The following is a 25,526-nucleotide window of genomic DNA, read 5'->3' as shown; positions in this document are numbered from 1 at the left end:
ATCCGCACCACAACGCGGCACGTTGGGGGCCGGGCCGACGCGCGTGCCGAGTTGCGGCTCGTGGCGCGCCGGAAGGCGGCACGGGTTCATGGGCGTTCGGTTCGGGTGGGGTCGCCTCGGATCAGGTCGTCGTGGATGCGCCAGCGGGTGGTTTCGGCCTGCCGCCCCGCTGCCGCGTCGCCGGCCTCCAGGCGTTCCCGGATCAGGCGTAGGGCGATGGCCCGGTTCAGGGTGAACTGGCGTTCGGTGTCGACCACCACCACCGTCCCGGTCGGGCGGTGGGTGGCGCGGACCGCGGTGCTGGCCTTGTTCCGGTGCTGGCCGCCCGGGCCACCGGTCCGGCACGGCACCATGTCGACATCCCGCTCGTCGAACACGGTACGCACCTGGCTCATGTCGCAGGGCTGGGCGGTCACGTACCAGTTCTTCCGCCCGGGCCCGGCCCGATAGGGGCTCGGCGCCTGCCAGCACAGCGTCCCGGTCCAGGACACGGCGAACTCCTCCGCTCCGGCACCGCTGATCTGCAGCAGGATCGACCGGAACGTGCCGGGCCGTTCACCGGCGACCGTCTCGACCCGCCGGGTGACGACCTTCCGGCGGGTGGCGTCGGACTCCAGACGGCGGGCCAGCCGGGCCAGCGCCCAGGAACACTCCCGCGGCCCGCGCCCGGCCGACATCATCAGATGCACACTCATCGCTTGCGCACTCATCGTTGTTGGCCCACGCCCTGGAGCTCACCGCGTACCGGCGGCTCTGTGCCCGTCACCGGGACGCCCCGCGACCGGCGGGACGGACCGGGACCGGGCGGCGGTTTCCGGTGGCCGGGCGAGGGCGGCGGCGGGGCAGGAACCCGACCACGCACGGGCGCCGGCGGCTCATCGGCGGCCACTCCGGCGGGCCTTGCGACGGGCGACCGGGAACCGGCGTCCCGGCAGCGGCACCAGCATCGAACGCCACGAGCCGGTGTTCCGGCGGCGGTACCGCAGACGGCGCAGCCGGGCGATCGCGTGCTCGTCGAGAACCGCCAGGACCAGGCGGGACTTCGGCGGGCGGTAGGTGACCGCGGGCGGCGGCACGGCAGCGGGAACGGTGCGGACAGTGGCCGGCGACAGGGGCACGGTACGGGCCGTGATCAGCGGCACGGGCGCGATGTGGACCGTGGTCATGGCGACGGTGTGGGCGTTGATCATCGGCGGCCTCCCCGGCGGGTCGGGACATCGGCGGTCTTGTAGGTGATCAGGGGCAGGGTGCTGACCACCGGTGTGGCCAGGCCGTGATCGGTCAGGTCACCGATCACCTGCTCGATGCGTTTGTAGGCGGTCGGCGCCTCCTCGAACAGCAGCTGCCGGTCGCCGCAGACGACGAGGGAGCCGACCGGCGTACGGCGTAGCTCCTCGACCGTGTGTTTCGCCCGGCCGCGGCGGAGTGCGTCGGCCCGGGACATCTTGCGCCCGGCCCCATGCGCGACCGAGTGCCCGGCCTCGGGACCGGCGTGCCCGGCGACCAGGAACGAGCGGGTGCCGCGGGTGCCGGCGATCAGCACGTCGTGGCCGTCCCCGGGTGCGGCGCCCTTGCGGTGCAGGTAGGCGCCGGCCCGCACGCCGACCGAGTTGTGGCAGACGTCGGTGACCGGGTCGCCCAGCTCGGCGCCGAGGGCGTCGGCGACCCGCTCGGCCATCAGCCGCCGGTTGAGGTGGCCCCAGCGGACCGCCTCGTCGTGGGCGGCCAGGTAGGCGGCGGGATCGGCGGCCGGGCCGGCGCCGTGCACCTCGGTGTGCGCCCGCAGGATCCGTTCGCCGAGGCCGCGGGAGCCGCTGTGCACGATCAGCACCAGGTCTCCGGCGGTCAGGCCGAGCCGGGCGGCGTGACCGGGATCGATCACTTCGTCGACGGTGGCGAGCTCGACGAAGTGGTTGCCCCGGCCGACGGTGCCGAGCTGGTCGGTGTATCCGGCCGGGATGTCGGCGCCGTCCAGTTCGGCCGGGTCGACCGGCCGGTCCAGGTCGGGGAAGCGGGCGGCGAGGCGTTCCGGGACGACCTTGCGGATCCGGATCGGGTAGACCGCGATGCCGCAGCCGATGTCCGAGCCGACCAGGAACGGATAGAGGACGGTGGAGAGCATCGCGGCGCCGATCGGGGCGCCCTTGCCGGGGTGCAGGTCGGGCATGCCGGCGACGTGGATCATCCCGTCCAGGGCGGCGACCTGGTGGCACTGGTCGACGGCGCTGGACTCGATCCAGCTGCCGGGACCGGCGAAGATCGTGACGGATCGGGTGGAGGGCAGGGCGGACTGCTGCTGAGACAAAATCAGCTCTTCTTTCGAAAGATCGCATGACGGAGGGCACGCCGGCAGATGGGGGCGTGTCGTGTGCGTGGGGAAGCGCCTCAGTACGTCATGCCGATCACCTTCGCCGAGCCCGGCGCGTACCGCAATCGAATTATCAACGGCAACACCCGTGACATAACACGGCAACAGGGACCCGGCCGGGATTACCGGCGCTTGTTACCGACGGGTTAACTATCGACATCCGTGAATGACAGGAGCCCCACCACACCAGGGAGTTCCCCATGCCCGTCCCCGCCCGCCGCAAGGCCGGACTGTTCACCGTCCTCTGTGCCGCGGCCGCCGCCGTCCTGGCGACCCCGGCCACCCCCGCCGTCGCGGCCAACCCGTACGAGCGCGGCCCCGCACCCACCAACGCCAGCATCGAGGCGTCCCGCGGATCGTTCGCGATCGCCCAGGTCACCGTGGCGCGCTCCAGCGTCTCCACGTTCGGTGGCGGCACCATCTACTACCCGACGAGCACCACCGCCGGTACGTTCGGGGCGATCGCCATCTCGCCCGGCTTCACCGCCTCCCAGTCCAGCATCGCCTGGCTGGGCCCGCGCCTCGCCTCCCAGGGATTCGTGGTCATCACCATCGACACCCGCAGCACCCTCGACCAGCCGGACAGCCGGGGCACCCAGCTGCTCGGCGCGCTCGACTACCTGACCGGCACCAGCTCGGTACGCACCCGCATCGACGCCTCCCGCCTCGGCGTGATGGGCCACTCGATGGGTGGCGGCGGCAGCCTCGCGGCGGCCCGCACCCGCCCGGCCCTGCAGGCGGCCGTCCCGATGACCCCATGGCACGGCACCAAGAGCTGGTCCACGGTCCGCGTCCCCACGATGATCATCGGCGCCGAGAACGACACGGTCGCCCCGGTCTCCTCCCACTCCGAGCCGTTCTACACGAGCATGTCGGCGGCCCCGGAGAAGGCCTACCTGGAGGTCAACAACGCCACCCACTCGGCCCCGACCGAGGGCGGCAGCGTGACCGTCGCCAAGTACGCGCTGTCCTGGATGAAGCGCTTCATCGACGACGACACCCGCTACGACCAGTTCCTGTGCCCGGCCCCGTCCGGATCCACCATCCAGGAGTACCGCGCCACCTGCCCGCACACCTGATCCACCACACCCCGACGGGGCCCGGCTGTCGCCGCCGGGCCCCGTCGCCACGTCCGGACAGCAGCGCGACGCGACCAGTGGCACCGTCCAGCGCCGTGCCGCCGCCTCGGGCGCCGGTCGCGCCGCACCCGGTCCGTCATCGTGAGTGCCAGCCGGGCCGAGTCGAGCCGGCTACGGAGTGTGCGTGGGCCGGTGTGGCGACGGGCTGCGACAGCGGGCTCGAACTCATGCCTCCGGTATCCCGGGACCACCGCATTCGGCCCGGCGGTCGCCGGACGGTCCGGTGTTCCGCCCTCCTCGCGCGGACGAGACAGGACGGCTGGATCGATGGGTGCCCGTGGGGCGTACCCCATCGGGGTTCTGGATCTCACCAGAGGGTCGGCGGGCCGTCCGGTTCCGGGAGTGCCGGGGTGGGCAGCGGTTCCAGGGCCGGGACCAGGGCGCGGACCTCGTCGTGGAAGCGGCGGCAGAGTTCGGGGGCATCCGCGTTGTCGGGGGTGTGCACGAAGAACGTCGGGGTCCGGCCCTCGCGCAGCCAGCCGGCCACGATCGGCACCCAGCGCTGCCAGCCTTCGACGGTGCGGGTGGTGTCGTCGCGGCCCAGGTAGCGGATGATCGGCCGGTCGGTGAGGGCGGCGGTGCGCAGCGGCATGCGGGGTTTCTTCAGCCAGGCGTCGCGTTCGGCGTCGCTGGTCGGTGGGGTGCGGAAGAACTCGGTGGTGTCGAACGGGACCCATTCCACGCCCAGGCCGGCGAGTGTCTGCTGGAGTTCGTGCGGGTGGTGGAAGAATTGTGGGTCGCGGACTTCCACGGCGTAGCGGTGATCGGTGGGCAGGCCCCGGATGAACCGGGAGAGGGTCGGGAGGTCGCCGGGTCCGAATGATCCCGGCAGTTGGATCCACAGGGCGTGGGTCCGGCCCCCGAGCGGCTCAATCACCCGGAAAAATTCCGACAAAACCGAAATGTCGGAAAGCTGGCGGACGTGGGTCGCCTCCTTGGGCAGCTTCAGGACGAAACGAAAATCAGCCGGCGCCTGTACGGCCCACGACTCCACCGTCGCCAACGTCGGCGTCGCGTAGAACGTCGTGTTCCCCTCGACCGCGTTGCACCAGCCGGCGTACGACCGCAACCGATCCGTCGACCCGGTGAACCGGCCCTGCCACGACTTCAGGCTCCACATCGCACACCCGACGTGCAGTTTCACCGGCCACCCCAGCGATCCTCGTGCACCGCCAGCCGCAACGGCCGCCGCTGTCGCCACCCGTGCCGCTCCAGATCCGGCACCTCCTCCAGACGGCTGACCGGCCCGAGACACAACCATGCCACCGGCCGGATGCCGTCCGGAATGCCGAGCAGCCCGGCCAGGAACTCCTCCCGGTAGAACGACACCCACCCCACCCCGAGACCCTCGGCGGTGGCGGCCAGCCACAGGTTCTGAATGGCGAGGCAGACCGAGTACAGCCCGGCGTCGGCGATCGCGTGCCGCCCGAGCACCCCCGGCCCGCCCCGCGCCGGATCGTAGGTGACCACGATCGACAGACTCGCCTCCATGATGCCGTCGATCTTGATGCGCGCGAACCGTTCGGCGGCCGGCCCGTCCAGGGTGGCCGCGAAGACCTCCCGCTCCGAGCTGACATGCTCGTGGAACTCGGCCCGCACACGCCGGGAACGCACCACCACGAAATCCCACGGCTGGGAGAGGCCGACACTCGGCGCGGCGTGCGCGGCCGCCAGAATCCGGTCCAGCACGGTCGGCGTGACCGGCCCCCCGGTGAACTCGGCGCGCACATCCCGGCGGCGGTGGATCACCTCGTACAGGTCCTGAATCACCGGCCGGACGCTACCAGCAGCACTCAGCGCCGGACCGTGCCCGTCGAGGCCCGCGCCACCAGCGCCGGCACGAACGTCGCCTGCTCGTGCACATGATCAGGATTGGTGGCCTCGTCCAGGACCAGCCGGGCGGCGGTCCGCCCCAACTCCTGCCGGGGCTGCCGCACCGAGGTCAACGGCACGGCCGCCGCCGCCGCGAAGTCGATGTCGTCGAACCCGACGATGCCCAGATCGTCCGGAACCCGCAGCCCGGCGGTCACCGCGTGCTGCAACAACCCGAGCGCCAGCAGATCGTTGGCACAGAACGCGGCGGTCGGCCGGCGCCGCGTCGGCAGACCCGCCAGCCGCTCACCCGCCGATCGCCCCTCACTGACGGTGAGCGCCTCGGTGGGCAGATGGATCAGATCCTCCTCGGGCATGCCGAACTCGGCCCACACCGCCCGCGCCCCCTGCAACCGCTCCCGAACCTGCCCGATACTGTCCGGCCCACCCACAAACGCCACCCGCCGGTGTCCACGATCGATCAGGTGCTCAACGGCGATGCGCCCGCCGAGCACATCGTCGACGGCGACCGAGCAGTGCCCGCCGTCACGGCTGTACCGGTCCACCATGACGAACGGGATGCCCCGCTGCGCGATCTCGGCCAGATGCGCCGCGTCCGGATCGACCGGGGTGATCAGAATGCCCTGCACGCGCTGCTGGACCAGCCGGTCGATGTGCTTGGCCTCACGGTCCGACCGCCCGCTGCTGTTACACACGAACAGGGACAGATCGGCATCCTCGGCGGCCGTCTCGATGCCCTCGGCGACGTCGTGGAAGAACGGGTTGCCCCCGTCGAGCATCACGTAGGCGAGCGCCCGGCTGGTCCCGGCCCGCAGCTGCCGGGCGGACTCGTTGCGCACGAACCCGAGCTCGGCCATCGCCCGCTCGACCCGCTCCCGGGTGGCGGTGCTGACCACAGCTGGCCGATTGAGAACATTGGAAACAGTCCCGAGCGAAACGCCCGCCGCCGCCGCGACGTCCTTGACCGATGGCGCCCGCCCGTTACGCGGCTGGAGTGTCAACCTGGGCCTTCCCTGACCTCGGTTCTACGTGTGCCCCAAGAGTTAAGCACTACTCTTGAAACATTTCAAACCCGTCACTGCCAACCCCGAAAATCCCGCTTATCGTACGTTCCAAAACGCCCCCGCCAATCCAGGACGCCCCGCTTCCTCCCCGCGAGGTGATCCCACTCAAGACCGAAACGCGCCCGCCGGGCGATTCCGCCACTCACCGCCGACGCCCCCACCCCCACCCCCACGCCCACCCCTCCCCACTCCCCACTCACGTCTCACGTCTCACCTCTAATCGCTCACCTCTCTCGTCTCGCCTCTCGCCTCTCACGTCTCGCCTCTCGCCGCTCAGCCGTCAGCCGTCAGCCGTCAGCCGTCAGCCGTTCGGTGTGCAGAACCAACCCTTTCGCCGTCAACCCCACCTCCACCGGAACCCCCTCCAGCACCATCGCGGCATTCTCCCCCGGCCAGACCTGCTCAGTCTGCTGCCGCCCACAAAGCCGAAGAACCCGAGCCACCCGAACCTCAACTCCACTCAACGCACCAGCCCGCTCATCCCCAGAAAATCCGTCATCAGGCAAGCAATCACCGGGCAGGCCGGCATGCCCCGCCAACTTTTCACCCGACCCCGAATCCCACTCCCCACCGCAACACCCAAACCGCACCAGATCACCGCACCGAATCGAACCACCGTCAACTCGCCCGGCAACCACCAACCCACCACGCGATTCAACAAAAACGTCCTCGATCCACATCCACCCCACGCGCTCAAATCTACCCCCACCCACCAAATCAACCCGCGCCCCCGGATAACGTTGCCAACACGGCTTAGATATTCACTCCAAAAAAGGCGTCCACCCTAGACAGATCTTGGCGACTTTCCCACCGAAATGAGTCTTGCTCGCGACTTCCTGATCACTTGCGGTCAATCCCTCGTGCAGCCAACCCATCCAACCGAGATCTTGGTCAATTTACCACCGAAAACGGTGGTAAATCTACCAAGATCGGCCGGGGCGGGGCCGGAAGGCGGACACTCGCGCGAGAAACTGACCGCAGGCAAGCCAGCAGCTGAGAAGAAGGCTCAAAGCGGTGGCAAAACGACCAAGATCCAGATTCTACAGCCACCCTCGCACCCAATCATCCCATTTGCGACCGAAAACCCTGCCGAGGGCCCCAAATCGGCAACCTATTCCAAGAAAGAAAACGCACGGAGCCCCAAGAAAAAGATCCCTCGACACTCAAACAAACGACAGAACGTTCGTTCTACCAAAATTCCCAATAAACGTTTCGCCGCGAACAGAAAAAGCAGAACCACCCCTTCCACATCACAGATAGAACGTTCCGTCTCGCCAAAATGAAAGTGTCGTCCCGCCTCCCAGAAGCCAGAAAGTCCGTTCTCTCCACCAGCCTCCAAGACAGAACGTTCTACCTCCTCCGCAGCCCAGGCAGAACGTGCCGCCTAGCGGAAAGGCAGGCAGAACGCCGACCTCACAGCACCCCAAACAGAACGTTCTGTCTCGCCGTGAAAAACACAAGACGTCCACCTCGCCCCAGGGACGAAACGTCCGGTCACACGACGAGGCAGGTAGAACGGTCTGTCTCGCGGCGGGAGAAGTAGAACGTTCGCCTCGCAACGGGAAGACAGAACGTTCTACCTAGCGACGGAGGAATACAAGCGGCCGGCCTCACAGTGGGGAGACAGCACATTCCGCTTAGCTGCGCAAGACAGAACGTTCTATCTCGCTACTGAAGGAGGCAGAACGTTCCATCTCGTCGCCGGGAGAGACGGAACGTTCCATCTCGTCGCCGGGAGAGACGGAACGTTCTATCTCGTTGCTGAAGAAGGCAGATCATTTCATCTCACCGCCGGGAGAGACGGAACATTCTGTCTTGCTGCGGGATAGGCGGAACGTCCTGTCTCGCGGTGGGGCAGGTAGAACGTTCTGTCTCGGGATGGGGGAAGACTCCCGGGAGCGGGTGATCGCGGCAGTGACTGATCATGCGGGTCGCATTGGTGCGGCGACGGGCATTGTGCGGGACCACAAGGGAGCAGGCCCCGAGCTAGGGGCCGCCCCGCTCCAGAGTGCGATCAGAACGGCTGATCGCACTACCGGGCCCGCGCCGGACGGCTGGACCCGATGCGCGGTGGTGGTGGCCCACCCGTACGGGGAACGCCACGAATGGCGGCTGGCTGGGTGTGGGACCGCGGCTCGACCGGGTCGGCGCGGGATCGGTGTGGTTGGGGTGGGTGGCTGGATCAGGCGGTGAGGAAGGAGATCACTGTCGCGGCCAGGAGGAGTACGGCCAGGGCCAAACCTGCTCGCTGGGGTGTCGGCAGGGCGGATGTGGCGTTGAGGCGGTCGATGACCGGGCCTGCGGGGGTGGCCAGGATTTCTACGGCTCGGGCTGGGCTTCGGCGGTCGGCGGTACGGCGGAACAGGGTGGCATGCCGGGCCGGGCTCACCCGGAGCAGGTCGCCGGGGCGTAGTGCGTCACGGCGGGCGCCGGTTCGCAGGGAGTGGTGGTGGACGCTGCCCTTGTCGGTGCGGACGGTGAACTCCCAGACCGCGTCGTCGCCGGGCGCCGGCTGGAGGCGCTGGGCTATGGCGACTCCGGCCACCAGCACGAGTGGGACGATGACACCGGTCAGGAACATCGTGGTGCCCATGTCGGCGAAGAGTGCCCGTCCCGACCAGGCGGCGATGCTGATCAGGGCGGCCACCGAGACTGCGAGCAGGCCGGGTGCGGATCGGCCGGAGACTGCCGCCGCGGTGACCCGGGCGGGGCCGGTCAGTACACCGATGTACGGCTGGACGGCCACCTCTGCACGATCCGCGTCCCGCCCTCGTGCGGACGGCGCGGAGTCCGGGGTGTCCGGCCCGGGTGACGAGGATGCGGGAGTACGGCGGCCTTGCGGAGGCACCCCTCCCCCGGTCCTGTCCGGTCCACGCCCCGACGGTCCGCGACGGCTGGGCGGCCGCCCTCCGGCGGACGAACCCGGATCCCGGCGATTTTCAGGGAAGGTGTCGCCGGACGCCGGGCGCCGCTCGTGAGGTGACGGCTCGCGACTCGCGGACGGGCCGTCGGCGTAGGGACCGGACGAGCCACGTTCGCGGTACGGGCGACGGTCCCCGGACTGGCCGTCATCGCGGGAACCGGGCGAGCGGGACGAGCGGTCACTACCCCCGGACGAACCGACATCGCGGAAACCAGGCGGGCGGGACGGACGGTCACCACCCCCGGACTGGCCGTCATCGCGGGAACCGGGCGAGCGGGACGAGCGGTCACCACCCCCGGACGAACCGGCGCCGCGGGAACCGGATGAGCGGGACGGGGAGTCCGCCGGGCCCCGACGGCCGGTGGGTGAGCCGGAGTCCGGGGTGGGCGGCCGGCGGCGGGCCAGCGGCGAGTTCCCGTTGATCCGTGGTGGCGGGTCGTCGTCGCCGGGCGTCGGGTCCTCGCCGGGCTGGCTGCGGGCGTGGGGGATGTCGACCGCTCCCGGGCGGGACGGCCGGCGGCCCACGGATCGTCCGGTGATCAGGCGTTCCTCGTCGTAGTCGAACAGCGGCGGGTCTTCGGGGACCGACGGTGACGGGTCACCGGGCCGCGCACCCGCACGAGGTCCCGGCACCCGCCCGGGACGGGAGCCGGATCGCGACTCGGGCCGCTGGTCGAGTGACGGATCCGAACGCGATTCGAAAGAGGAACGTGGTTCGAAAGAGGAACGTGGTTCGAGAGACGAATGTGGTTCGAGAGACGAGTGTGGCTCGAAAGGACCGGAGTGCGGCTCGGAAGACGGCTCGGGGCGGGACTCCGGACGCTGGTCGCGACGGGGCGGCGGGTCGGGTTGCGGGCTGGCCCATGGTGGCAGGTCGTCGGTCATGCGATCGGCCTCGGCGTTCGTGGGTCGGGTGCGGGAACGGGCAGGTGGGTAACCGGCTGTTCGCCCGGGAAGGCGCCTACCGCGAAGGCTACCCGTGATACGCGACGGTCACCCGCCCGTGGCGGGGCGAGACCACCGAAAGCGACAGTCCACACGCGCCGGTTCCACGGTCTAGGGTGGCGTCATGGCGGTGTTGCGTGACGCTGTTCCGGCCGATGTCGGCGCCATCGTCGGGGTGCAGCGGGCGGGTGCGGTCCTGGCTCTGGCGCACATCTTCCCGCAGGACCGCTACCCGTTTCCGAGTGCCGAGCTGGCCGTGCGGTGGGCGGAGGAGATCGCCGATCCGGCGGTTCGGGTGCTGGTGGCGGTTCCGCACGGCACGGTCGCCGGGTTTGTCGCCGTCCGGGCAGATCAACTGCTTCATTTCGGTACGGCCGTGGAGAGCTGGGGATCGGGCCTGGCCTCACGCGTACACCAGGAGGCTCTTGATCTGCTTCCGGCGCGGCCACGGCTCTGGGTGTTCACCGAGAACCATCGGGCCCGCCGTTTCTACGCCAAGCACGGCTGGGAGGCGACCGGTGGTACCCGGCCGACCGGGTTCGCGCCGCATCCGGAGCTCATGGAGTACGTTCGCACGACGCCACATAGACCACGTCCGGTTCGCCCCGGTCCACCGGCACCCGGACCGTCCGCACCGGGCCGACCACCCGGTTGAGGGTGTCGGCGAAACCGCGTTCGGCGCTGGCGCTCCACACCGCCAGCGCGCCGCCCGGCCGCAGATGCTCGCGGATCATCGCCAGCCCGGACGGCCGGTAGAAGCCGGTGTTGTGGTCGAACACCGTCCAGCCCGGCCCGTTGTCCACATCTAGACAGATGGCGTCGAACCGGTCGCTGGTGCCGGTGAACCAGGCCGCCAGGTCGGCGGTCACCACCCGCACCCGGGGGTCGTCCAGGGCGCCCTCGCTGAACGGTTTCAGCACGCCACGATGCCATTCGACGACCGCCGGCTCGATCTCCACCACGATGATCTCGGACGCGTCCGTGCGCACCGCCTCGGCCAGCGAGAACCCCACCCCCAGCCCGCCGATCAGCAGCCGGGGCCGCGGGGTCTCGATGCCGGCGAGCGCCGCCCGGATCAGCACCCGCTCCGATTCCCCGGAACGCGTGTCCATCAGGAAGACACCATTGCTGATCAGCTCGAAGTGCCCGGCCCGGTGCCGCAGGACCAGCTCACCCCGCGCGGTGAAGACCCGTTCGTCCATGGGCGGCAAGCGTACGCACCCGATGGACTCCCGTCGATGAGCTACGGTGACCGGCTGTGACCACCGATGACGGCCTGACGGTTCCCGATCATTGTGCCCGTGCTCTGGCCAAGGCTCAACGGGCCGGCGTCGACGCGGCCGGCGCCCTGGCGGTGGCGCACAGCCGTACCGGCGGAGCCGATCTCTACCTGCTGATCTACCCGGATCGGCTGGAACTGGCCAGCCCCGGAACACTGATGGGCACCGGCGCCGGCCGGGAGCGGATCCCGCTGTCCACGGTCACCCAGGTGACCGCCCGTGATCGTTTGTTCCGTTCGTCACTGGAGATCACCGCGGCGGGGAACACGCTGTCCTTCCCGGTGGACCGCCCGGCCGCGGCCCATCTGGCCGCCCTGATCACCCGCCGGCGGTCGGCCGCCCCGGACAACAGCGCCCTGCTGGAACAGCTGGCCGCCCTGCATACGGCCGGTGTGCTGACCGATGAGGAGTACGCGGAGAAACGCGCCACCCTCCTCGGCGACTAGCTTCCGTGTGCCGATTCGCGGCTCGCATCGAGCCGCGAATCGGCACACGGCCCGGCCTGGAGCGCCTCGATCAGGGCCTCGGCCGGGGTGGACCGGGGGCGGTCGCTGACCTGGCCGTCACCGATCTCCACCAGACGCCAGCGGCCGTCCTCGTGCCGGGTCAGGTCGGCGGTGACGAACGGCAGATCCAGAGAACGCACGGCCGCTCCGACCCGGTCCAGGATCGCGGCGTCCGGATCGGTGTCCGGGCGGTCGGCCGGGGTGTCCGGGTGGGCCGTGATCAGGCGGCAGGAACCGGCCACCCACCAGGTACGCACCTCGGCGCCCTGGAAATCCTCGTAGGCCCGCAGGACGAACCCGCCGGTGAAATCGTCGCCCCGCAGATCCCGGAAGCGGCTGGCGACCGTCCAGGCCGCGTCGCCGTCACCGGCCCGCGGGATGTACGCCGCCTCGTGCCAGTAGTGCTTCATCGACTTCGTCCAGTCCCGTAACACCGCCGGGCCACCGCCGAGTGCCGCACCGGCCCGCCGGAAGTCCTCCCGGTCGTCGCCGGTCGTCCACGTGCTGCGCGGGGTGATGTCGGTGACGGCGTCGTACCAGCCGGGCAGTTCGTGAGCCCTCCGGTACCGGGCTGGGCTGGTCCGCGGGTGCGCGCCCCTGGCCGCCAGCGCTCCGGCCAGTGCGGTGTAGCGGTCCGCGGTGAGCATCCAGCCCCGGTAGACGACGTCATCGGCGGCCGGCACCCGGGCCACGGCCGCGGTGGCGTCGGTGAAGTCGTGGTCGAACAGCGCCACCTCGATCCCGGCATCTCGGGCAGCGGCGGCCTCGTCGGCGAAATGCTCGTCGGGACGGCGCGGCCGCAGAACGTCGGCGGGAATCAGCAGCATCACCCCACGATGATCCCCCAGCGCCCCGCGCACCCGGGGACGGGCCGCCCTCACGATCACGCTGTGGCCGAGCGGTTGGGGCCGCGCGGTGGAAACGGGCCGACGCTGCGGCCGGGCCGGGAAGAGCCGGGCCGGGACGCTGTCAGTTCAGGATCATGGTGTGGCGGGTGGGTGGGACCTGGGCGGCGCCGCGGGTGGGGCGGGCCAGTGGGGCCAGGGACGCCAGCAGGATGAGGGCGGCGAACGGCAGGAAGCCGATGTCGATGATGACGGCGGCCACGCCGGCGCCGAAGAGCAGTGGGCTCCAGGTGGGAGCCTGTCGGGCCGCCACCAGCAGGCCCAGCACGGTCAGCATGCCGAGGGCGAACAGCAGTGGGCCGGCCGCCTGCAACGTCTCGGGCAGGGGGCGGGCCTGCTGGAACGCCGGGGACAGGTCGCCGGTGGTCGTCCAGAGGAAGCAGGCGACGCCGGCGATGGTCATGGTGGCGGCGATCGCGGCCAGCGGGCGGGCGGAGGCCGGGACCAGTGGGCGCACGGTCACCGCCAGCAGGCCGAACAGGACCATGGCGCCGAAGAAGGCCAGGTGGCCGATGGTCCACGGCAGGGTGCCGGGGTCGTAGGAGCCGTCCAGGCCGTCGAACACCCGGGCCACGCCGTAGACCAGCAGGAGCAGGGGCGCGTCGACGGCGGCGTGCCGGACGGTGACGCTGTTCGATGGCATGTGCCGACCGTAGGGCTCGTGGGCAAGGTCGCGACTCCGGCGTTTCCCCGGGCTCGCCCCCTAAGGCCCTCGCGTCATTCCTATAATAACGATAGGAATGCTATGCTCCTGCGGGCTGGAGGAGGCGCACATGGGGATCCTGACCGAGCAGGCGGCCGAGGAGTTCGTCGCGGCGCGGGCGTTCGTGCCGGGGCTGCCCGGGTTCGTGGGGATCGCCGTCGATCTGCTCGTCGATCCGGCCTGTGCGCCGGCCGGGCGGCGGCCGTTGCGGCACGGGTTCCTGGACACCCGGTCACCGCGGGTGCTGGCGGTCAGCGGGCCGCCCTCCCCCGGGCTCGAGGTGGCACTCCGCCGGATGGGTGACGATCTCGCCGCCTCGGCCCGGGTCGTCGAGCAGCACCGGCTCACCGTGATCTCGCAGGCCACCGGCTCGGTGCACCCGGAGGGCCCGGTCTCGGCGATCGGCGCGGCCACCGCGGGCATCCGGCTCGGTCTGGAGGCCGGCCTGGACGACCACCGGCCGGGCCCGGCCGGCGACCACCCGGCCGGCCCCGGCGGACACCCAACCGGGGCAGGCGGAAACCGGGCGGAAGGAAGCCCGGCGGAAGGAAGCCCGGCCGGGGCGGGCGAGCACCGGGCCGGATCGGATGTCTACGGTCCGCTCGGCCTGAACCGCCGGTGGCGGCTCGCGCACACGCTGGCGCCGGTGCTGGCGGCGGCCTTCGCCAACGCGCCGCTGCGGCACGGGCGGCCGACCGGCTGGCGCAGTGTTCGCCAGGCGCTGCGCCGCGATCTCCGGGCCACCCCTCTGCCGGGCGACGATCCGCGGGCGGCCTGGACCGCCTACGTGCTGGACACCCCGGGCCGCGGTGGGACCGCGCCCCGGCAGCGCCTGCGCGCCGGCGGCCGGATCACCGACAGTGAGCTGGAACGGCACCTCGCCGGGCTACGGCCGCCGGTCGCGGCTCGCGGGCATCTGGAGCTGGACGTCGCCGACCGGCAGCCGGGGGACGGCTGGCGGGTGCCGGTGGCGGTGGCCGCGGTGCTGATGGACGATCCACGCGCCGCCGAGGAGGCCGCGGCGGCGACCGCGCACCTGGCCGGCGAGGCCGGGTTGTGGGAGCGGGCAGCCCGGGACGCGCTCACCGATCCGGTGCTGGCGGCGGCCGCGCGGGACTGTTTCCTGGCGGCCTACGCGGCGCTCAGCCGCCAGGACACCTCCCGCGAGTTGCGCGATGCGGTGGCCGAGTTCACCGAGCGGTACGTCCACCGCGGCCGCTGCCCCGCCGACGACGTCCTGGACGGCCTCACCGCCCGAGCCCCGCTGGCCCCCTGACCGGCACGCGGTTCCCGGCGGGATTCAGGCGGCGGTGGGGCGTACCTCAAGCAGGGTTTGATCTGCTCTGACCGCGAATCGTTCGGCGGCGGCGATGGCGGCGAGCACGGTGGCGTGGCGTTCTCCGGGCTCGACCCGGCGGGCGGCGGCGAGGCGGTCGCGGAGCAGCAGCATGTGGGCGATGCAGTCGTCGAAGTGGGTGAGCATCTCGTCGTGCACGGGGTGGGTCCCTCCGGCGGCGGTAGCGGGGTGCGGCTCAGCCTAGAGCCCGGACGTAACCAACTGTCGAGTTTCTGTTTACGGATCGTTTCCCGGCGAAGGCTTTAAACCATCCGGTTGACAACCTGCCGAGGACGGGTCTAGGTTGAGTTTCAACCAAGAAGTTGAAAGAGGGCCGATGGACACGATGTCGCGGGTCTTCGCCGCCCTGGCCGACCCCACCAGACTCGACATGGTGACCCGGCTGGCCGGCGGGGACGCGACCGTCAATCAGCTGGCCGAGCCGTACCGGATGTCGCTCCAGGCGATCTACAAGCACCTGCGCGTGCTGGAGGACGCCGGCCTGGTGACCCGGCCGGCCGGGCCGCAACCCCGCGCGGTGCACCTGGAGACGGAGGCGTTCGACCGGATGCAGGCGTGGATCGAGATCTACCGGCGCCGGGCCGAGGAGCGTTACGCCCGGCTGGACGACGTACTCAAGCGAATGCGGAACGAAGAGAGCATGGAGGAGGAGCGATGACCAGCATCGAAGCCGACAAGGACCTGCCGATCATCCGGATCACCCGGGACTTCGCGGCGACCCCGGCACAGCTGATGCGCGCGCACACCGATCCGGAGCTGTTCGTGCTCTGGGTGGGGCCGGACGCGATCACCACCAAGGTCGACCACTGGGACGCCCGCACCGGCGGCAGCTGGCGGTACGTGTCGGAGCACGACGGCCAGGAGTTCGCCTTCCACGGCTCGTTCCATCAGGTCGGCGCGGACCGGATCGTGCAGACCTTCACCTTCGAGGGCCAGCCCGACGACGTGGCCCTGGAGACACTGTGGTTCGAGGACCTCGGTGACGGCCGGACCCGGCTGCACGCGCAGTCGCTGGTGGACAGCTTCGAGGGCCGGGACGCCTGGCTTCAGAGCGGCATGGAGGTCGGCGTCAACGAGGGATACGCGAAGCTGGAGCGCCTGGCCGTCGACGGCCGGATCTGATCAGCCGGCTGGCGGGCCAGCACCGCCCGCACGTCGAGGAGCTGGTCGACCCGGCGCCGGTTCGAGGGATCCCGGCCCGCCCACAGCGCGGCGATCTCGGCGTCCACCGCCGCAACGGTGAGCCGCAGCGGGTTGGGCGCCGGATCGACACGCTGGTTGAGGTAGTCCCGGATCCACTTGATCACGGAACCGTTCTTACCCACCGGATCTAAAAAGGAACCGGGCGGACGGCTGGAGCCGTCCGCCCGTACACCTCAATCGGGTTTGACGTTGAGCAGCCCGTCGAAGACCGCGCCCCGGTCGAACTGCATGGCGTGCTCGCGGGCCCGGACCTCCAGGTCGCGCCGGTCCGCGGGGCTCATGTCCAGGACCACCCGGTCGACCGCGTCGGCCAGCGCGTGGATGTCACCGGCCTCGACGATCACCGCGGCGTCGCCGACCGCCTCCAGGACTCCCCCGGTGGTGGTGGTGATGATCGGCCCGCCGCCGGCCAGGGCCTTCTCGGCGAGCGCGATGCCGAACGTCTCGACGAAGTCCGGCTCCGGCTTGGTGGGCAGCGCGTACGCCGCGCACCCGGCCATCAGCAGCGGCTTCTCGTCGTCGTCGACGTCGTCCAGGAAGATGATCCGGTCGTCCTCCTTGGCCATCGCCCGCACGTGTTCCAGGGCCGGGCCGGTCCCGGCGACGACCAGTTTCACGTCGTCCCGGCAGCGCATCTGGCCGTAGGCGATGACCAGGTCGTAGATGCCCTTGGCTCGGGCCACCCGGGACAGGAAGAGGACGTATTTGTCCCGTTCCAGCCCTCGGCGGGCCAATGCCCCGTCGACCGCGTCCGCCGTCAAACCCAGAAACGCGGACGCGTCGATCGGCGGGTAACTCACCGTGACCCGCTCCCGGCACTGGACGGCGAACGACGTCCCGCAGTGCTCGTCCACCTCGACGGCCGACGCGATGATCTCGTCCCGGGTGTACTCCGAGACGGCCACCACCTCGTCGCTGGCCAGGAACGTGGTGAACAGCACCATGGCCGCCCCGAACCGGCCCTCACGCAGGCAGGACTTGATCACGTTGGTGACGTCCGAGCCGACCGCCTTGGCGATGGTGTGCACCTCGGGGCTGAACCCGGCGGCCCGGACCGCGGTCACCGCGTCGTTGATCACCTGGGTGTGGGGTACCAGGTACATCGACAGGCAGACGGTGGGCACGTCCTCGGAGAGCAACTCCACCAGGCGGCCGGTGAGCCCGGCCAGGTGGCGGCCGTCCGGCACCCGGTAGTCACCGACCGCCTCCGGGCGTTCGACGGTGATGCCGGGGCTGTAGGGCAGCAGCCGGTCCAGTGGCTTCAGCGGCAGGCCGGCCGCCTGCAGCGCCGGGATGGGCCAGGTGAGCAGCCGCACGTCGTCGAAGCCGCGGGTGAGCGCGACCTCGGCGAGGTTACGGGCCTCACCGGAGTGGCCGCAGATGACCGGGTCGGCGCGGACCGCGATGACGAGTCGGCGGGTGGGTCGGCTCATCTTGGTTCCTTAGGGTGGGGATCGGAGAGGGATGGCGGCCGGCTCCCGTGCCCCCAGGTGGAGGGCTCGGGCCCGAGCCGCAGGTGCAGCCGGCCACCGTTGTGGACGTCGGCGGCGGTCAGGTGGGTGGCGTGCAGGGGCCTCCCGTTGAGGGTCGCGGACTGGACGTACTGGGTGGCGGGGTCGCGGTCGATCCCGTCGACACCGATCGGGGACTCCCGGAACCCGCTGGTCTCGATGACGAACTCGCCGCCCTCGACCTGGAGCGCGGCCCGCTCGAACGCCGGCGTGTTGACCAGGAACAGGTTCTGCCCGGCGACCGGGAACAGGCCGAGTGACGCCCAGACGTACCAGGCGCTCAGCCCACCCGAGTCGTCGTTGCCCGGCAGGCCGCCCGGGCCGGTGCCGAACTGCCAGGTCAAAGCCGAGTTCACCACCTCCGCGGTACGGTCGGGGCGCCCCGCGTAGTGGTAGGCCCAGGGGACCTCCATGTCGGGTTCGTTGTTCAGCCCCTCGAACCGGTTCAGGGCGTACCCGGCGGCCATCTCGGCCGGATCGGGGCAGCGGCCGGGTTGTTTGACGGGCTCGCTGCCGTACCCGAAGAACCGGTCCAGCATCCGGGCGAACGCCCGGTCCCCACCGGCCAGCTCGATCCGCCCGGCCATGTCGTGGAGCAGCCGGAACGAGTAGTTCCACTTGCCGCCCTCGTAGAACTCGGAGTCCTTGAGCAGGCCGGTGGACGGGTCGAAGGCGTTGATCCAGCCCTGGCTGCGGCGTTCCAGGTCGGCGGCGAGCCGGTGGTCGTTGAGGGCGCGGGCCACCTGGGCGGTGCAGTGGTGGGCGTACGCCAGATCCAGGGTGTGCGTGATCGGGTGCACCATGCCGTGCTCCCAGAAGTCCTCGCCGTAGAGCCGGCGCAGGTCGTCGACCATGTGCACCAGCGCCCAGGTCCAGTCGATGCCGGGCCGGCGCAGCGCGTGCACGTCCGCCAGGGCGGTGTGGGCGAGCGCGCTGGCCTGCCGGAAGAACCGGTCGGCGCCGCGGGCCATCCGGTACCCGATCGGGAAGTTGCCCTCCTCCTCGCAGACCCGGATCAGCGACTCCAGCAGGTCGTTGTAGCGGTCCGGGGCGATCGCCGACAGCAGCGGCATCTGCGTCTTGTAGATGTCCCACATGGTGCAGACGTCGAAGGCGTACGGGCCGGGGTCGGGCCAGTTGGGGCTCTCGTCGTCGGCGATGCACGGTTTGATCAGCGAGTGGTAGAGGGCGGTGGCCATCACCGTGCGCCGGGCCGGGGTGCCGCCGTCGACCCGGACCCGGCCCAGGTGGTCGCGCCAGCTCTCCCGGGTGCGCTTCTTCACCCGCTCGAACGCGTTCTCGCCGGTGCCGCACTCGCGTTCCAGGTTGGCCCGCGCCTGGTCGCAGCCGCGCAGCGAGAAGCCCATCCGGACCTCGATGGTCTGCCCGGCCCGGGTGGGGCCCATGAAGAGCATGCCGAACGGGCGCAGCGTGGTGTGCCGGATGCTGTCGAAGTCGAGCCGGGTGCCGCCCGGGATGAGCCGGCGGTCGTACCACAGCATCTGCCGCCAGCCGGGGCTCTCCACCTCGATGGACACCGACAGCGGGATGCCCTCCATCACCACAGTGCCCTGGGCGCGGCCGTGGCCCATGCTCTCCGCCTGGGCCCGCAGCGGGATGGTCCGGCCCAGGTCGATGCCGAGGCCGCCGCAGGACAGGTCGACCACGACCCGGGCGCTGTGGTGGTCCGGGAAGGTGTAGCGGTGGACCGCGACCTTCTCCCCCACGGTGATCTCGCAGCGCACCCCGGTGTCCAGGTTGGCGGCGTAGTAGCCGGCTTCGGCCCGCTCGTCCTCCAGCGGCCAGGACTGCCCCAGGTCGTCCAGGGGCTGCACCATCGGGGTGACCCGCACGTAGTTGTAGTACTTGCGGATCGCCCCGGTGCCGGACTGCTGGAAATGCGTGAACCCGCTGGCCTGCAGCCGGTCGAACATCTCCTCCGGCACACCCTCGGTGTTCTTGGCGTACCGGCCGTAGCCGGTCGGGTACGCCCCGGAGTACGCGCAGGCGGAGACCATGCCGAGTGGGGAGGTGGCCCCCGGGTGGGTGTTACCCACCTGCGGTTTCGGCCACCACCAGGTAGCGGCGAGACCGTGTGCCCGGGGCAGATCGGTGGCCGCTGTGCCGATGAAAGGATCTACGTTGTCAAGGATGGCCGGACTCTAACCGGCGATGGCGGTCCCCATGGTTTCGTCCAGATGAACTCCCCCGAAGGTGGCCCGTTCGTAGGACGCCTCCAGCATCAGGTCGAACTCGTTGGCGGGACGGGGCTTGCTGATGAAGTAGCCCTGCACGGCCGGGCACCCGGCGGCACGCAGCGCCTCCCAGTCGGCCCGCTCCTCGACCCCCTCGGCGATCGTGGACATGCCCAGCGACTGTGCCAGCCACAGCACGGCCCGGATGATCGAGGCCTTCCGGTCGTCCTCGGCCAGGCCGGCCACGAACGAGCGGTCCAGCTTGACGATGTCCGCGGGCAGCGACTTGAGCCAGGTCAGCGAGCTGTACCCGGTGCCGAAGTCGTCGAGCGCGATGCGCACGCCGAGCCGCTTGAGCGAGTGCAGCCGCTCGCTGACGTCGACGGTCGACGACAGCAGCGCGGTCTCGGTGATCTCCAGGACGATCCGGGACGGGTCGAAACCGGGCAGGCCGGCCAGCAGGCTCGCCACCATCGGCACGAAGTCCGGCTCGGCGAGCTGGCGCGGGCTGACGTTGACCGAGATGTAGCCCAGCCGGTCACCCCAGTGCAGCAGGTGGTCGACCGCGTTGCGCAGCACGTGCTCGCCCAGCGGCACGATCAGGCCGGTCTCCTCGGCGGCGCCGATGAAATGAAACGGGCTGAGAATCTCCCCCTCCGGGGTACGCATCCGGACCAGCGCCTCGGCGCCGACGATCTGCCCGGTGGCGGTGGACACCACCGGCTGGAACCAGAGCGGCAGGGTGATCCGCGGGTCACCGGCCAGCGCCCGGCGGACCCGGGCCTCGGCCGCGATCCTCTCCTGCACCGGCACCCGCAGCTCGTCGGTGTAGACCTGCAGCCGGTTGCCGCCGGCGCGCTTGGCCGCGTACATCGCGGTGTCCGCGGCCAGCACCACGTCCTCGGCGGCGGCCGGGCCGTGCGCCGTGGTGACGCCGACGCTGACCGCGACGGGCAGCTCGACGCCGCCGACCGCCAGTGGGTCGGCCAGGGAGGCCAGGATGCTGTTGCCGACCCGCAGGCCGGTGCCGGCCGGACCGGGCAGGGCGACGATGAACTCGTCGCCGCCGAGCCGGGCCACCAGGGCGCCGGGCGGGACCACCTCGGCCAGGCGTACGGCCAGGGCGCGCAGCACGTCGTCACCGGTGGTGTGCCCGGCGCCGTCGTTGATCGACTTGAAGCGGTCGACGTCCAGGTAGATGACGCTGACCGGCTCCGCGCTGGTGTCCAGCAGCCCGGTCAGGTCGTGCTCGAACGCCTTGCGCGACAGCAGCCCGGTCAGCGAGTCGTGCCGGACCTGGTAGCTCAGCTCGGCCTCGTGGTTGCGGACCGCGGTCACGTCGAGGAGGTGCACGAAGACCGTCTTCAGCTCGCCGTCCGCCCCGTACAGGCCGGTGGCGTGGCTCTGCACCCAGATCAGCGAGCCGTCGTCGGCACGGCGGTACTGCCGGGTCACGGTGACCGGTTCCCGGGTGGTGCTGAGCAGTTCGAGCATCGGCGGTTCGCCGGCGTTCACCGCGGTCAGCGGCAGGTCGTAGATGGAGAAGCCGTCCGGCAGCTCGTCCGGCAGGCGCAGCCACTCCCGGTAGGCGGCGTTGGTGCGCAGCATCCGGCCCTCCGGCGCGAACATGACCATCGGAACCGGGGTCTCGTCGAAGGCGACGCTGAGCTGTGCCTGGCTCTCGCTCAGGTTCTCCTGGGCGCGCTTCTCCTCGATCTCGGTGAAGCGCCAGGCGACCAGCTGGAAGGAGGCCGCGGCCAGCACGGCGGAGCCGTGCACCAGCGCCCACACCAGCGGGTGGGCCTGCGCCTGGTCGTGGCCGAAGGTGTGGCCGCTCTGCACCGTGCCGAATCCGGCGTGGTGCACCACGGTGGCCACCAGGAAGCCGCCGAACGGCGCCCAGTCCCGGTAGAGGGCGAGCGCCGCGACCGCGATGAAGAAGGTGAAGTGCGCCTCGGTCAGGCCGTCGCACAGCGCGACGAACCCGGCGCAGGTGACCGCGAAACCGAGGGCCACCGCCAGCGACCGGGACCGCCGGGCCCGCATCAGCCGGGCCGCGACCAGGCTGGGCAGCACCAGCGCGTCGGTGATCAGCAGCCCGGGAAGGTAGCCGTCGCCCCGGGCCAGGCCGACCAGGGTGACGACCACCATGAAGACGGCGAGCAGCACCGTCAGCAGCCGGTGCCGGCCCGCCCAGTCCTCGTCGTTGAGCCCGCCACCGGTCGGAATCCAGTCGCGGAATCGGGATGTCCACGTCGCCACGAGATGAGGATCGGCCGGGCCGGCGCGATCCCGCAGCACCAGGACGGTTGTAACTCAGGTGCCGAGTGTCTCCCGCAGCCCCACCAGCACCCGGTCCACGTCGGCGGTGGTGCTGCCCAGACCGAAACTGATCCGCAGCAGGCCCGGGGTGTCCCCGCAGGCCCCGGTGACGTCGCCACCGGTCAGCCGGCGGACCAGCGGGTGCGCGCAGAACTGGCCGGCCCGCACCCCCACGTTGTGCTCACGGCCCAACCGCTGGGCGATCGCCGCCGGGTCGTGGCCGGGCAGCGCCAGCGAGACGATCCCGACCCGCGGGTGCTCCGGGCCGAAGACGCTCACCTCGACCGCGCCCGGCACCCCGGCCAGGCCGTCGCGCAGCCGGGCCAGCAGGTGCTGCTCGTGCTCGTGCAGGGCGGTCCGGTCGGTGGCGGTCAGCGCCTCGCAGACCGCGGCCAGGGCCACCGCGCCGAGCAGGTTCGGGGTGCCGCCCTCGTGCCGGGCCGGGCCGGTCGCCCAGGTCAGGTCACCGGGCCGGTCACCGACCGTGGCGCTGGCGCCGCCGCCGGCCAGGTACGGCCCGGCCGCGTCCAGCCAGTCCGAGCGCCCCGCCAGCACCCCGGCGCCGAACGGCGCGTACAGCTTGTGCCCGGAGAAGGCGATCCAGTCCGCGCCCAGCTCGGTCAGGTCGACCGGCCGGTGCGGGGCCAGCTGGGCGGCGTCCACGACCACCCGGGCGCCGTACGCGTGGGCCACGTCGGCCAGCTCCCGCACCGGCCACACCTCGCCGGTCACGTTGCTCGCCCCGGTGACGGTGAACAGCACCGGGCCGGCCAGCCCGTCCAGGGCCCGTTTGAGGGCGTGCACCGCCTCGTCCGGGGTGGACGGGGTGGGCAGGCGCAGCGGGTTCGGCCAGGGCAGCAGGTTGGCGTGGTGCTCGCCGTCGAACTGCACGGTGGTGGTGCCCTCGGGCAGGGCCCGGGCCAGCAGGTTGAGGGCGTCGGTGGTGTTCCGGGTGAAGATCACCGTGTCGTCCGGGCGGGCCCCGACGAACTCGGCCACCACGTCCCGGGCCAGCTCGTACGCCAGGGTCGACGCCTGTGAGCGCACTCCGGTGCCACGGTGCACGCTGCCGTACCGCGGAAGAAGGTCCTGAACCGCCTCGGCCGCGGCCCGCACACAGGGGGCCGACGCCGCGTAGTCGAGATGCGCGAAGTCGCTGTCGTCGCTGATGACGTCGAGGGAGAAAGATGGCATGACCGCGCCTCCACGGGTTCGCCGTTTGCCGATGTCGGGCGACATCGGCCCGGTCCTCACCCGGGGCACCCCATCGCGAACGCAAGGGTTGCCGGCCAGCAAGCCGGGGCTTCGTGCTGGCACTCATGACCTGACGCCGAAGTTAGCAGATGTCACGCACCCGGCCAATATCACACGCAACAAGTAGGGATTAAGGTCACTGTCATGACGATCCTGTTCCAGGAAGAGTGGGACCAGTGGCACGCCGCCCACGAGAAACGGCGCGCCGACCCGCACGGCTTCCTCGCCATCACCGGCCTGCACTGGCTGACGGACACCCCGCAGCGGTTCGACGGCGCGCCCGGCGAGTGGAGCACCGGGCCGGACGGGGTGACGGTGGCCCTCGCCGACGGTGAGTCGCTGACCCACGGTGAGACCGTTCTGAAGGGGACGCACACCTTCCCGCCGATCCCGGAGCGTGGCGACGTCACGGTCACTTTCGGTGACGCCAAGATCGAAATCGCCAAGCGTGGTGGGTACGACGTGGTCCGCCCCCGGCACCCGTCCAGCCCCGTGCTCACCGCCTACACCGGCACCCCGGCCTACCCCGCCGACGAGAAGTGGCAGGTCACCGGACGGTTCGTGGCGTTCGACGAGCCGCAGCCGACCACCGTGGGCTCGGTCGCCGAAGGCATCGAACACGTCTACGAGTCGCCCGGACGCGTCGAGTTCGACCTCGGCGGCTCGCCCCGGTCACTGATCGCGTTCAACGGCTACCAGCCCGGCACCCTGTCGGTGCTGTTCACCGACGAGACGTCCGGGCTGACCACGTACGCCGCCAACCGCAGCCTGCTGATCGACGCGCCCGCCGCCGACGGCACCGTCACCATCGACTTCAACCGGGCCACGAACCTGCCGTGCGCGTACTCCGAATTCGCCACCTGCCCGCTGCCGCCCGCCGGCAACCGGCTCGCCGTCGCCGTCGAGGCCGGGGAGAAGAAACCGGCCTAGTCTCGTCCCCATGGACGAGTTGATCGATCTGATCGCGATCCCCTCCACCGCCGGCCGGCCGGACGACCTGCGGCGAGCCCTCGACCTGGTGCTCGCCCTGGTCGGCCCCGGCTTCGACACCCGCCACTTCACCTCCGGCGGCCGGCCCAGCGCCCTGATCGCCACCCCCGGCGAGCCCCGGATCATCCTCAACGCCCACCTGGACGTCGTCCCCGGCACCCCCGAGCAATTCAAACCCCAGGTCAAAGGCCGATTGCTGTACGGCCGGGGCGCCCACGACATGAAAGCCGCCGCCGTGGTGATGGCGTCGGTGTTCCGGGACGTGGCACCCACCCTCCCGTACCCGATCGCCCTGCAACTGGTCACCGACGAGGAGGTCGGCGGCTTCGACGGCACCGGGCACCAGGTGGCCCAGGGCGTCCGCGCCGGCTTCGTGGTGATCGGCGAACAGAGCGCCCTGGAGATCGTCACCGAGTCCAAGGGCATCATCCGGGCCCGGCTGTCCGCCACCGGCCGCACCGCGCACGCCGCCTACCCGTGGCTCGGCACCAACGCCCTGACCACGATCACCGCGGCGGTCACCCGGCTGCTGTCCCGCTATCCGGTGCCGGCCACCGAGGAGTGGACGACAACGGTCAACGTGGCCCGGGTCGATACCCCGAACACGGCCGCCAACGTGGTCCCCGACACCGCCTCCGCCCTGATCGACATCCGCTTCCCGCCATCCGACCCGGACCTCGCCGGCCGCTCCCCCGCCGAGATCGAAACTCACCTGCACACGATCACCGGAGTGGACGTGACGGTGGAGTCACTGGGCGCCCCACACTGGGCCGACCCGGCCGCCCCCGAGGTGGCCCTGCTGCGCGACGCCGCCCGCTCCGTCGGCTACCAGGGCGGTCTCCTGCGCAAACACGGCTCGGCGGACGGCCGCTTCTACTCGGCCCAGGGCGTGAACGCGGTCATCTTCGGCCCCGCCGGCCACGGCCAGCACGGCCCCGACGAATACATCGACCTGGACTCGCTGCCCCCATACCGCGAGGCCCTGACCACCTTCCTGAGGTCCCTACCCGTCCCGACGCCCTGAGACG

At 71.0% G+C, this 25,526-nt stretch carries 25 protein-coding genes and 1 riboswitch; of the genes, 8 read left to right on the top strand and 17 right to left on the bottom strand.

Going from position 1 to position 25,526, the window contains the following annotated elements; genetic code table 11:
* Positions 1 to 86 precede the first annotated feature (86 nt).
* The 3 genes from prfH to ACQ0O7_RS35650 form a co-directional block, all read right to left on the bottom strand.
* Entirely contained in the window at positions 87 to 695 is a 609-nt protein-coding gene (gene prfH / locus ACQ0O7_RS35660) for a peptide chain release factor H (protein WP_430789020.1), read from the bottom strand.
* A 180-nt stretch (positions 696 to 875) separates the two neighbouring features.
* A complete protein-coding gene (locus ACQ0O7_RS35655) occupies positions 876 to 1,190 on the bottom strand; it encodes a hypothetical protein (protein WP_430789018.1) in 315 nt (104 codons plus the stop codon).
* The gene (locus tag ACQ0O7_RS35650) at positions 1,187 to 2,305 is read right to left on the bottom strand and encodes an RNA ligase RtcB family protein (protein WP_430789016.1); all 1,119 of its coding nucleotides are present in this window, start codon (positions 2,303 to 2,305) and stop codon (positions 1,187 to 1,189) included. Before ACQ0O7_RS35650 ends, ACQ0O7_RS35655 begins: the two co-directional genes overlap by 4 nt.
* A gap of 263 nt (positions 2,306 to 2,568) precedes the next feature.
* Between ACQ0O7_RS35650 and ACQ0O7_RS35645 the strand changes: the two genes are divergently transcribed.
* Entirely contained in the window at positions 2,569 to 3,447 is an 879-nt protein-coding gene (locus ACQ0O7_RS35645; RefSeq protein ID WP_430789014.1) for a dienelactone hydrolase family protein, read from the top strand.
* Between the two features lie 367 nt (positions 3,448 to 3,814).
* Here ACQ0O7_RS35645 and ACQ0O7_RS35640 read toward each other — a convergent pair whose 3' ends face one another.
* The 5 genes from ACQ0O7_RS35640 to ACQ0O7_RS35620 all read right to left on the bottom strand — a co-directional run bounded on the left by ACQ0O7_RS35640 (position 3,815) and on the right by ACQ0O7_RS35620 (position 10,636).
* Entirely contained in the window at positions 3,815 to 4,651 is an 837-nt protein-coding gene (locus ACQ0O7_RS35640; protein WP_430789012.1) for a DUF72 domain-containing protein, read from the bottom strand.
* Positions 4,648 to 5,274, bottom strand: a complete 627-nt coding sequence (gene bluB, locus ACQ0O7_RS35635; RefSeq protein ID WP_430789030.1) for a 5,6-dimethylbenzimidazole synthase — start codon at positions 5,272 to 5,274, stop codon at positions 4,648 to 4,650. The genes ACQ0O7_RS35640 and bluB overlap by 4 nt, the downstream gene beginning before the upstream one ends.
* Positions 5,275 to 5,300: 26 nt before the next feature.
* The gene (locus tag ACQ0O7_RS35630; RefSeq protein WP_430789010.1) at positions 5,301 to 6,341 is read right to left on the bottom strand and encodes a LacI family DNA-binding transcriptional regulator; all 1,041 of its coding nucleotides are present in this window, start codon (positions 6,339 to 6,341) and stop codon (positions 5,301 to 5,303) included.
* 2,245 nt (positions 6,342 to 8,586) lie between these two features.
* Positions 8,587 to 9,150 carry a hypothetical protein gene (locus tag ACQ0O7_RS35625; RefSeq protein ID WP_430789008.1) on the bottom strand — a complete coding sequence of 188 codons (564 nt, stop codon included), beginning with the start codon at positions 9,148 to 9,150 and terminating at the stop codon, positions 8,587 to 8,589.
* A 1,150-nt stretch (positions 9,151 to 10,300) separates the two neighbouring features.
* The gene (locus ACQ0O7_RS35620; protein WP_430789032.1) at positions 10,301 to 10,636 is read right to left on the bottom strand and encodes a hypothetical protein; all 336 of its coding nucleotides are present in this window, start codon (positions 10,634 to 10,636) and stop codon (positions 10,301 to 10,303) included.
* On the opposite strand from ACQ0O7_RS35620, the gene ACQ0O7_RS35615 reads away from it, so the two are divergent.
* Positions 10,529 to 10,927, top strand: a complete 399-nt coding sequence (locus ACQ0O7_RS35615) for a GNAT family N-acetyltransferase (protein ID WP_430789028.1) — start codon at positions 10,529 to 10,531, stop codon at positions 10,925 to 10,927. The genes ACQ0O7_RS35620 and ACQ0O7_RS35615 overlap by 108 nt on opposite strands.
* Here ACQ0O7_RS35615 and ACQ0O7_RS35610 read toward each other — a convergent pair.
* Positions 10,830 to 11,474 (bottom strand): spermidine synthase, encoded by a 645-nt coding sequence (locus ACQ0O7_RS35610; RefSeq protein WP_430789006.1) that lies wholly within the window; start codon positions 11,472 to 11,474, stop codon positions 10,830 to 10,832. The two genes, ACQ0O7_RS35615 and ACQ0O7_RS35610, sit on opposite strands and share 98 nt — an antisense overlap.
* A gap of 56 nt (positions 11,475 to 11,530) precedes the next feature.
* On the opposite strand from ACQ0O7_RS35610, the gene ACQ0O7_RS35605 reads away from it, so the two are divergent.
* Positions 11,531 to 11,998, top strand: a complete 468-nt coding sequence (locus tag ACQ0O7_RS35605; RefSeq protein ID WP_430789004.1) for an SHOCT domain-containing protein — start codon at positions 11,531 to 11,533, stop codon at positions 11,996 to 11,998.
* Here ACQ0O7_RS35605 and ACQ0O7_RS35600 read toward each other — a convergent pair.
* Positions 11,995 to 12,885, bottom strand: coding sequence for an ATP-grasp domain-containing protein (locus tag ACQ0O7_RS35600; protein WP_430789002.1), 891 nt, complete (start codon positions 12,883 to 12,885; stop codon positions 11,995 to 11,997). The two genes, ACQ0O7_RS35605 and ACQ0O7_RS35600, sit on opposite strands and share 4 nt — an antisense overlap.
* 142 nt (positions 12,886 to 13,027) lie before the next feature.
* Entirely contained in the window at positions 13,028 to 13,606 is a 579-nt protein-coding gene (locus tag ACQ0O7_RS35595; protein WP_430789000.1) for a hypothetical protein, read from the bottom strand.
* 130 nt (positions 13,607 to 13,736) lie between these two features.
* On the opposite strand from ACQ0O7_RS35595, the gene ACQ0O7_RS35590 reads away from it, so the two are divergent.
* Positions 13,737 to 14,942: a glutamate-cysteine ligase family protein gene (locus ACQ0O7_RS35590; protein WP_430788998.1), complete on the top strand. Its 1,206-nt coding sequence runs from the start codon at positions 13,737 to 13,739 to the stop codon at positions 14,940 to 14,942.
* A gap of 24 nt (positions 14,943 to 14,966) precedes the next feature.
* Here ACQ0O7_RS35590 and ACQ0O7_RS35585 read toward each other — a convergent pair whose 3' ends face one another.
* On the bottom strand, positions 14,967 to 15,161 hold the full coding sequence (locus ACQ0O7_RS35585; protein ID WP_430788996.1) for a hypothetical protein: 195 nt from the start codon (positions 15,159 to 15,161) through the stop codon (positions 14,967 to 14,969).
* A gap of 178 nt (positions 15,162 to 15,339) precedes the next feature.
* Here ACQ0O7_RS35585 and ACQ0O7_RS35580 point away from each other — a divergent pair, with 178 nt between their 5' ends.
* Together ACQ0O7_RS35580 and ACQ0O7_RS35575 are read left to right on the top strand one after the other, a co-directional pair.
* Positions 15,340 to 15,681 carry an ArsR/SmtB family transcription factor gene (locus ACQ0O7_RS35580; RefSeq protein ID WP_430788994.1) on the top strand — a complete coding sequence of 114 codons (342 nt, stop codon included), beginning with the start codon at positions 15,340 to 15,342 and terminating at the stop codon, positions 15,679 to 15,681.
* Complete coding sequence (locus ACQ0O7_RS35575; protein WP_430788992.1) at positions 15,678 to 16,145, top strand: SRPBCC family protein; 468 nt, start codon at positions 15,678 to 15,680, stop codon at positions 16,143 to 16,145. The genes ACQ0O7_RS35580 and ACQ0O7_RS35575 overlap by 4 nt, the downstream gene beginning before the upstream one ends.
* Here the strand turns inward: ACQ0O7_RS35575 and ACQ0O7_RS35570 are convergent.
* The 5 genes from ACQ0O7_RS35570 to ACQ0O7_RS35550 form a co-directional block, all read right to left on the bottom strand.
* The gene (locus ACQ0O7_RS35570; protein WP_430788990.1) at positions 16,070 to 16,330 is read right to left on the bottom strand and encodes a hypothetical protein; all 261 of its coding nucleotides are present in this window, start codon (positions 16,328 to 16,330) and stop codon (positions 16,070 to 16,072) included. The two genes, ACQ0O7_RS35575 and ACQ0O7_RS35570, sit on opposite strands and share 76 nt — an antisense overlap.
* A gap of 69 nt (positions 16,331 to 16,399) precedes the next feature.
* Entirely contained in the window at positions 16,400 to 17,659 is a 1,260-nt protein-coding gene (locus tag ACQ0O7_RS35565) for a glycosyltransferase (protein WP_430788988.1), read from the bottom strand.
* Complete coding sequence (locus tag ACQ0O7_RS35560; RefSeq protein WP_430789026.1) at positions 17,656 to 19,866, bottom strand: glycoside hydrolase domain-containing protein; 2,211 nt, start codon at positions 19,864 to 19,866, stop codon at positions 17,656 to 17,658. The genes ACQ0O7_RS35565 and ACQ0O7_RS35560 overlap by 4 nt, the downstream gene beginning before the upstream one ends.
* 33 nt (positions 19,867 to 19,899) lie before the next feature.
* Positions 19,900 to 22,194: a putative bifunctional diguanylate cyclase/phosphodiesterase gene (locus ACQ0O7_RS35555; RefSeq protein WP_430788986.1), complete on the bottom strand. Its 2,295-nt coding sequence runs from the start codon at positions 22,192 to 22,194 to the stop codon at positions 19,900 to 19,902.
* A gap of 54 nt (positions 22,195 to 22,248) precedes the next feature.
* Positions 22,249 to 23,448: an aminotransferase class V-fold PLP-dependent enzyme gene (locus ACQ0O7_RS35550; protein ID WP_430788984.1), complete on the bottom strand. Its 1,200-nt coding sequence runs from the start codon at positions 23,446 to 23,448 to the stop codon at positions 22,249 to 22,251.
* Between the two features lie 16 nt (positions 23,449 to 23,464).
* Positions 23,465 to 23,579: riboswitch (SAM riboswitch) on the bottom strand.
* 73 nt (positions 23,580 to 23,652) lie between these two features.
* Between ACQ0O7_RS35550 and ACQ0O7_RS35545 the strand changes: the two genes are divergently transcribed.
* Together ACQ0O7_RS35545 and ACQ0O7_RS35540 are read left to right on the top strand one after the other, a co-directional pair.
* Entirely contained in the window at positions 23,653 to 24,438 is a 786-nt protein-coding gene (locus tag ACQ0O7_RS35545) for a DUF1684 domain-containing protein (RefSeq protein ID WP_430788982.1), read from the top strand.
* A 10-nt stretch (positions 24,439 to 24,448) separates the two neighbouring features.
* The gene (locus ACQ0O7_RS35540) at positions 24,449 to 25,522 is read left to right on the top strand and encodes a M20 family metallopeptidase (RefSeq protein ID WP_430788980.1); all 1,074 of its coding nucleotides are present in this window, start codon (positions 24,449 to 24,451) and stop codon (positions 25,520 to 25,522) included.
* Positions 25,523 to 25,526: the final 4 nt, after the last annotated feature.

Origin of the sequence: Actinoplanes sp. G11-F43 (assembly GCF_050589265.1) — a bacterium.
GTDB lineage: Bacteria > Actinomycetota > Actinomycetes > Mycobacteriales > Micromonosporaceae > Actinoplanes.
This window is presented reverse-complemented; position numbering and strand designations above follow the sequence as displayed.

Coding starts and splice junctions, on each gene's coding strand:
- prfH (WP_430789020.1), bottom strand. CDS start 695: ATGAGTGTGCATCTGATGATGTCGGCCGGGCGCGGGCCGCGGGAGTGT.
- ACQ0O7_RS35655 (WP_430789018.1), bottom strand. CDS start 1,190: ATGATCAACGCCCACACCGTCGCCATGACCACGGTCCACATCGCGCCC.
- ACQ0O7_RS35645 (WP_430789014.1), top strand. CDS start 2,569: ATGCCCGTCCCCGCCCGCCGCAAGGCCGGACTGTTCACCGTCCTCTGT.
- ACQ0O7_RS35620 (WP_430789032.1), bottom strand. CDS start 10,636: ATGAAGCAGTTGATCTGCCCGGACGGCGACAAACCCGGCGACCGTGCC.
- ACQ0O7_RS35610 (WP_430789006.1), bottom strand. CDS start 11,474: ATGGACGAACGGGTCTTCACCGCGCGGGGTGAGCTGGTCCTGCGGCAC.
- ACQ0O7_RS35600 (WP_430789002.1), bottom strand. CDS start 12,885: ATGCTGCTGATTCCCGCCGACGTTCTGCGGCCGCGCCGTCCCGACGAG.
- ACQ0O7_RS35595 (WP_430789000.1), bottom strand. CDS start 13,606: ATGCCATCGAACAGCGTCACCGTCCGGCACGCCGCCGTCGACGCGCCC.
- ACQ0O7_RS35590 (WP_430788998.1), top strand. CDS start 13,737: ATGGGGATCCTGACCGAGCAGGCGGCCGAGGAGTTCGTCGCGGCGCGG.
- ACQ0O7_RS35580 (WP_430788994.1), top strand. CDS start 15,340: ATGGACACGATGTCGCGGGTCTTCGCCGCCCTGGCCGACCCCACCAGA.
- ACQ0O7_RS35575 (WP_430788992.1), top strand. CDS start 15,678: ATGACCAGCATCGAAGCCGACAAGGACCTGCCGATCATCCGGATCACC.
- ACQ0O7_RS35565 (WP_430788988.1), bottom strand. CDS start 17,659: ATGAGCCGACCCACCCGCCGACTCGTCATCGCGGTCCGCGCCGACCCG.
- ACQ0O7_RS35550 (WP_430788984.1), bottom strand. CDS start 23,448: ATGCCATCTTTCTCCCTCGACGTCATCAGCGACGACAGCGACTTCGCG.
- ACQ0O7_RS35545 (WP_430788982.1), top strand. CDS start 23,653: ATGACGATCCTGTTCCAGGAAGAGTGGGACCAGTGGCACGCCGCCCAC.
- ACQ0O7_RS35540 (WP_430788980.1), top strand. CDS start 24,449: ATGGACGAGTTGATCGATCTGATCGCGATCCCCTCCACCGCCGGCCGG.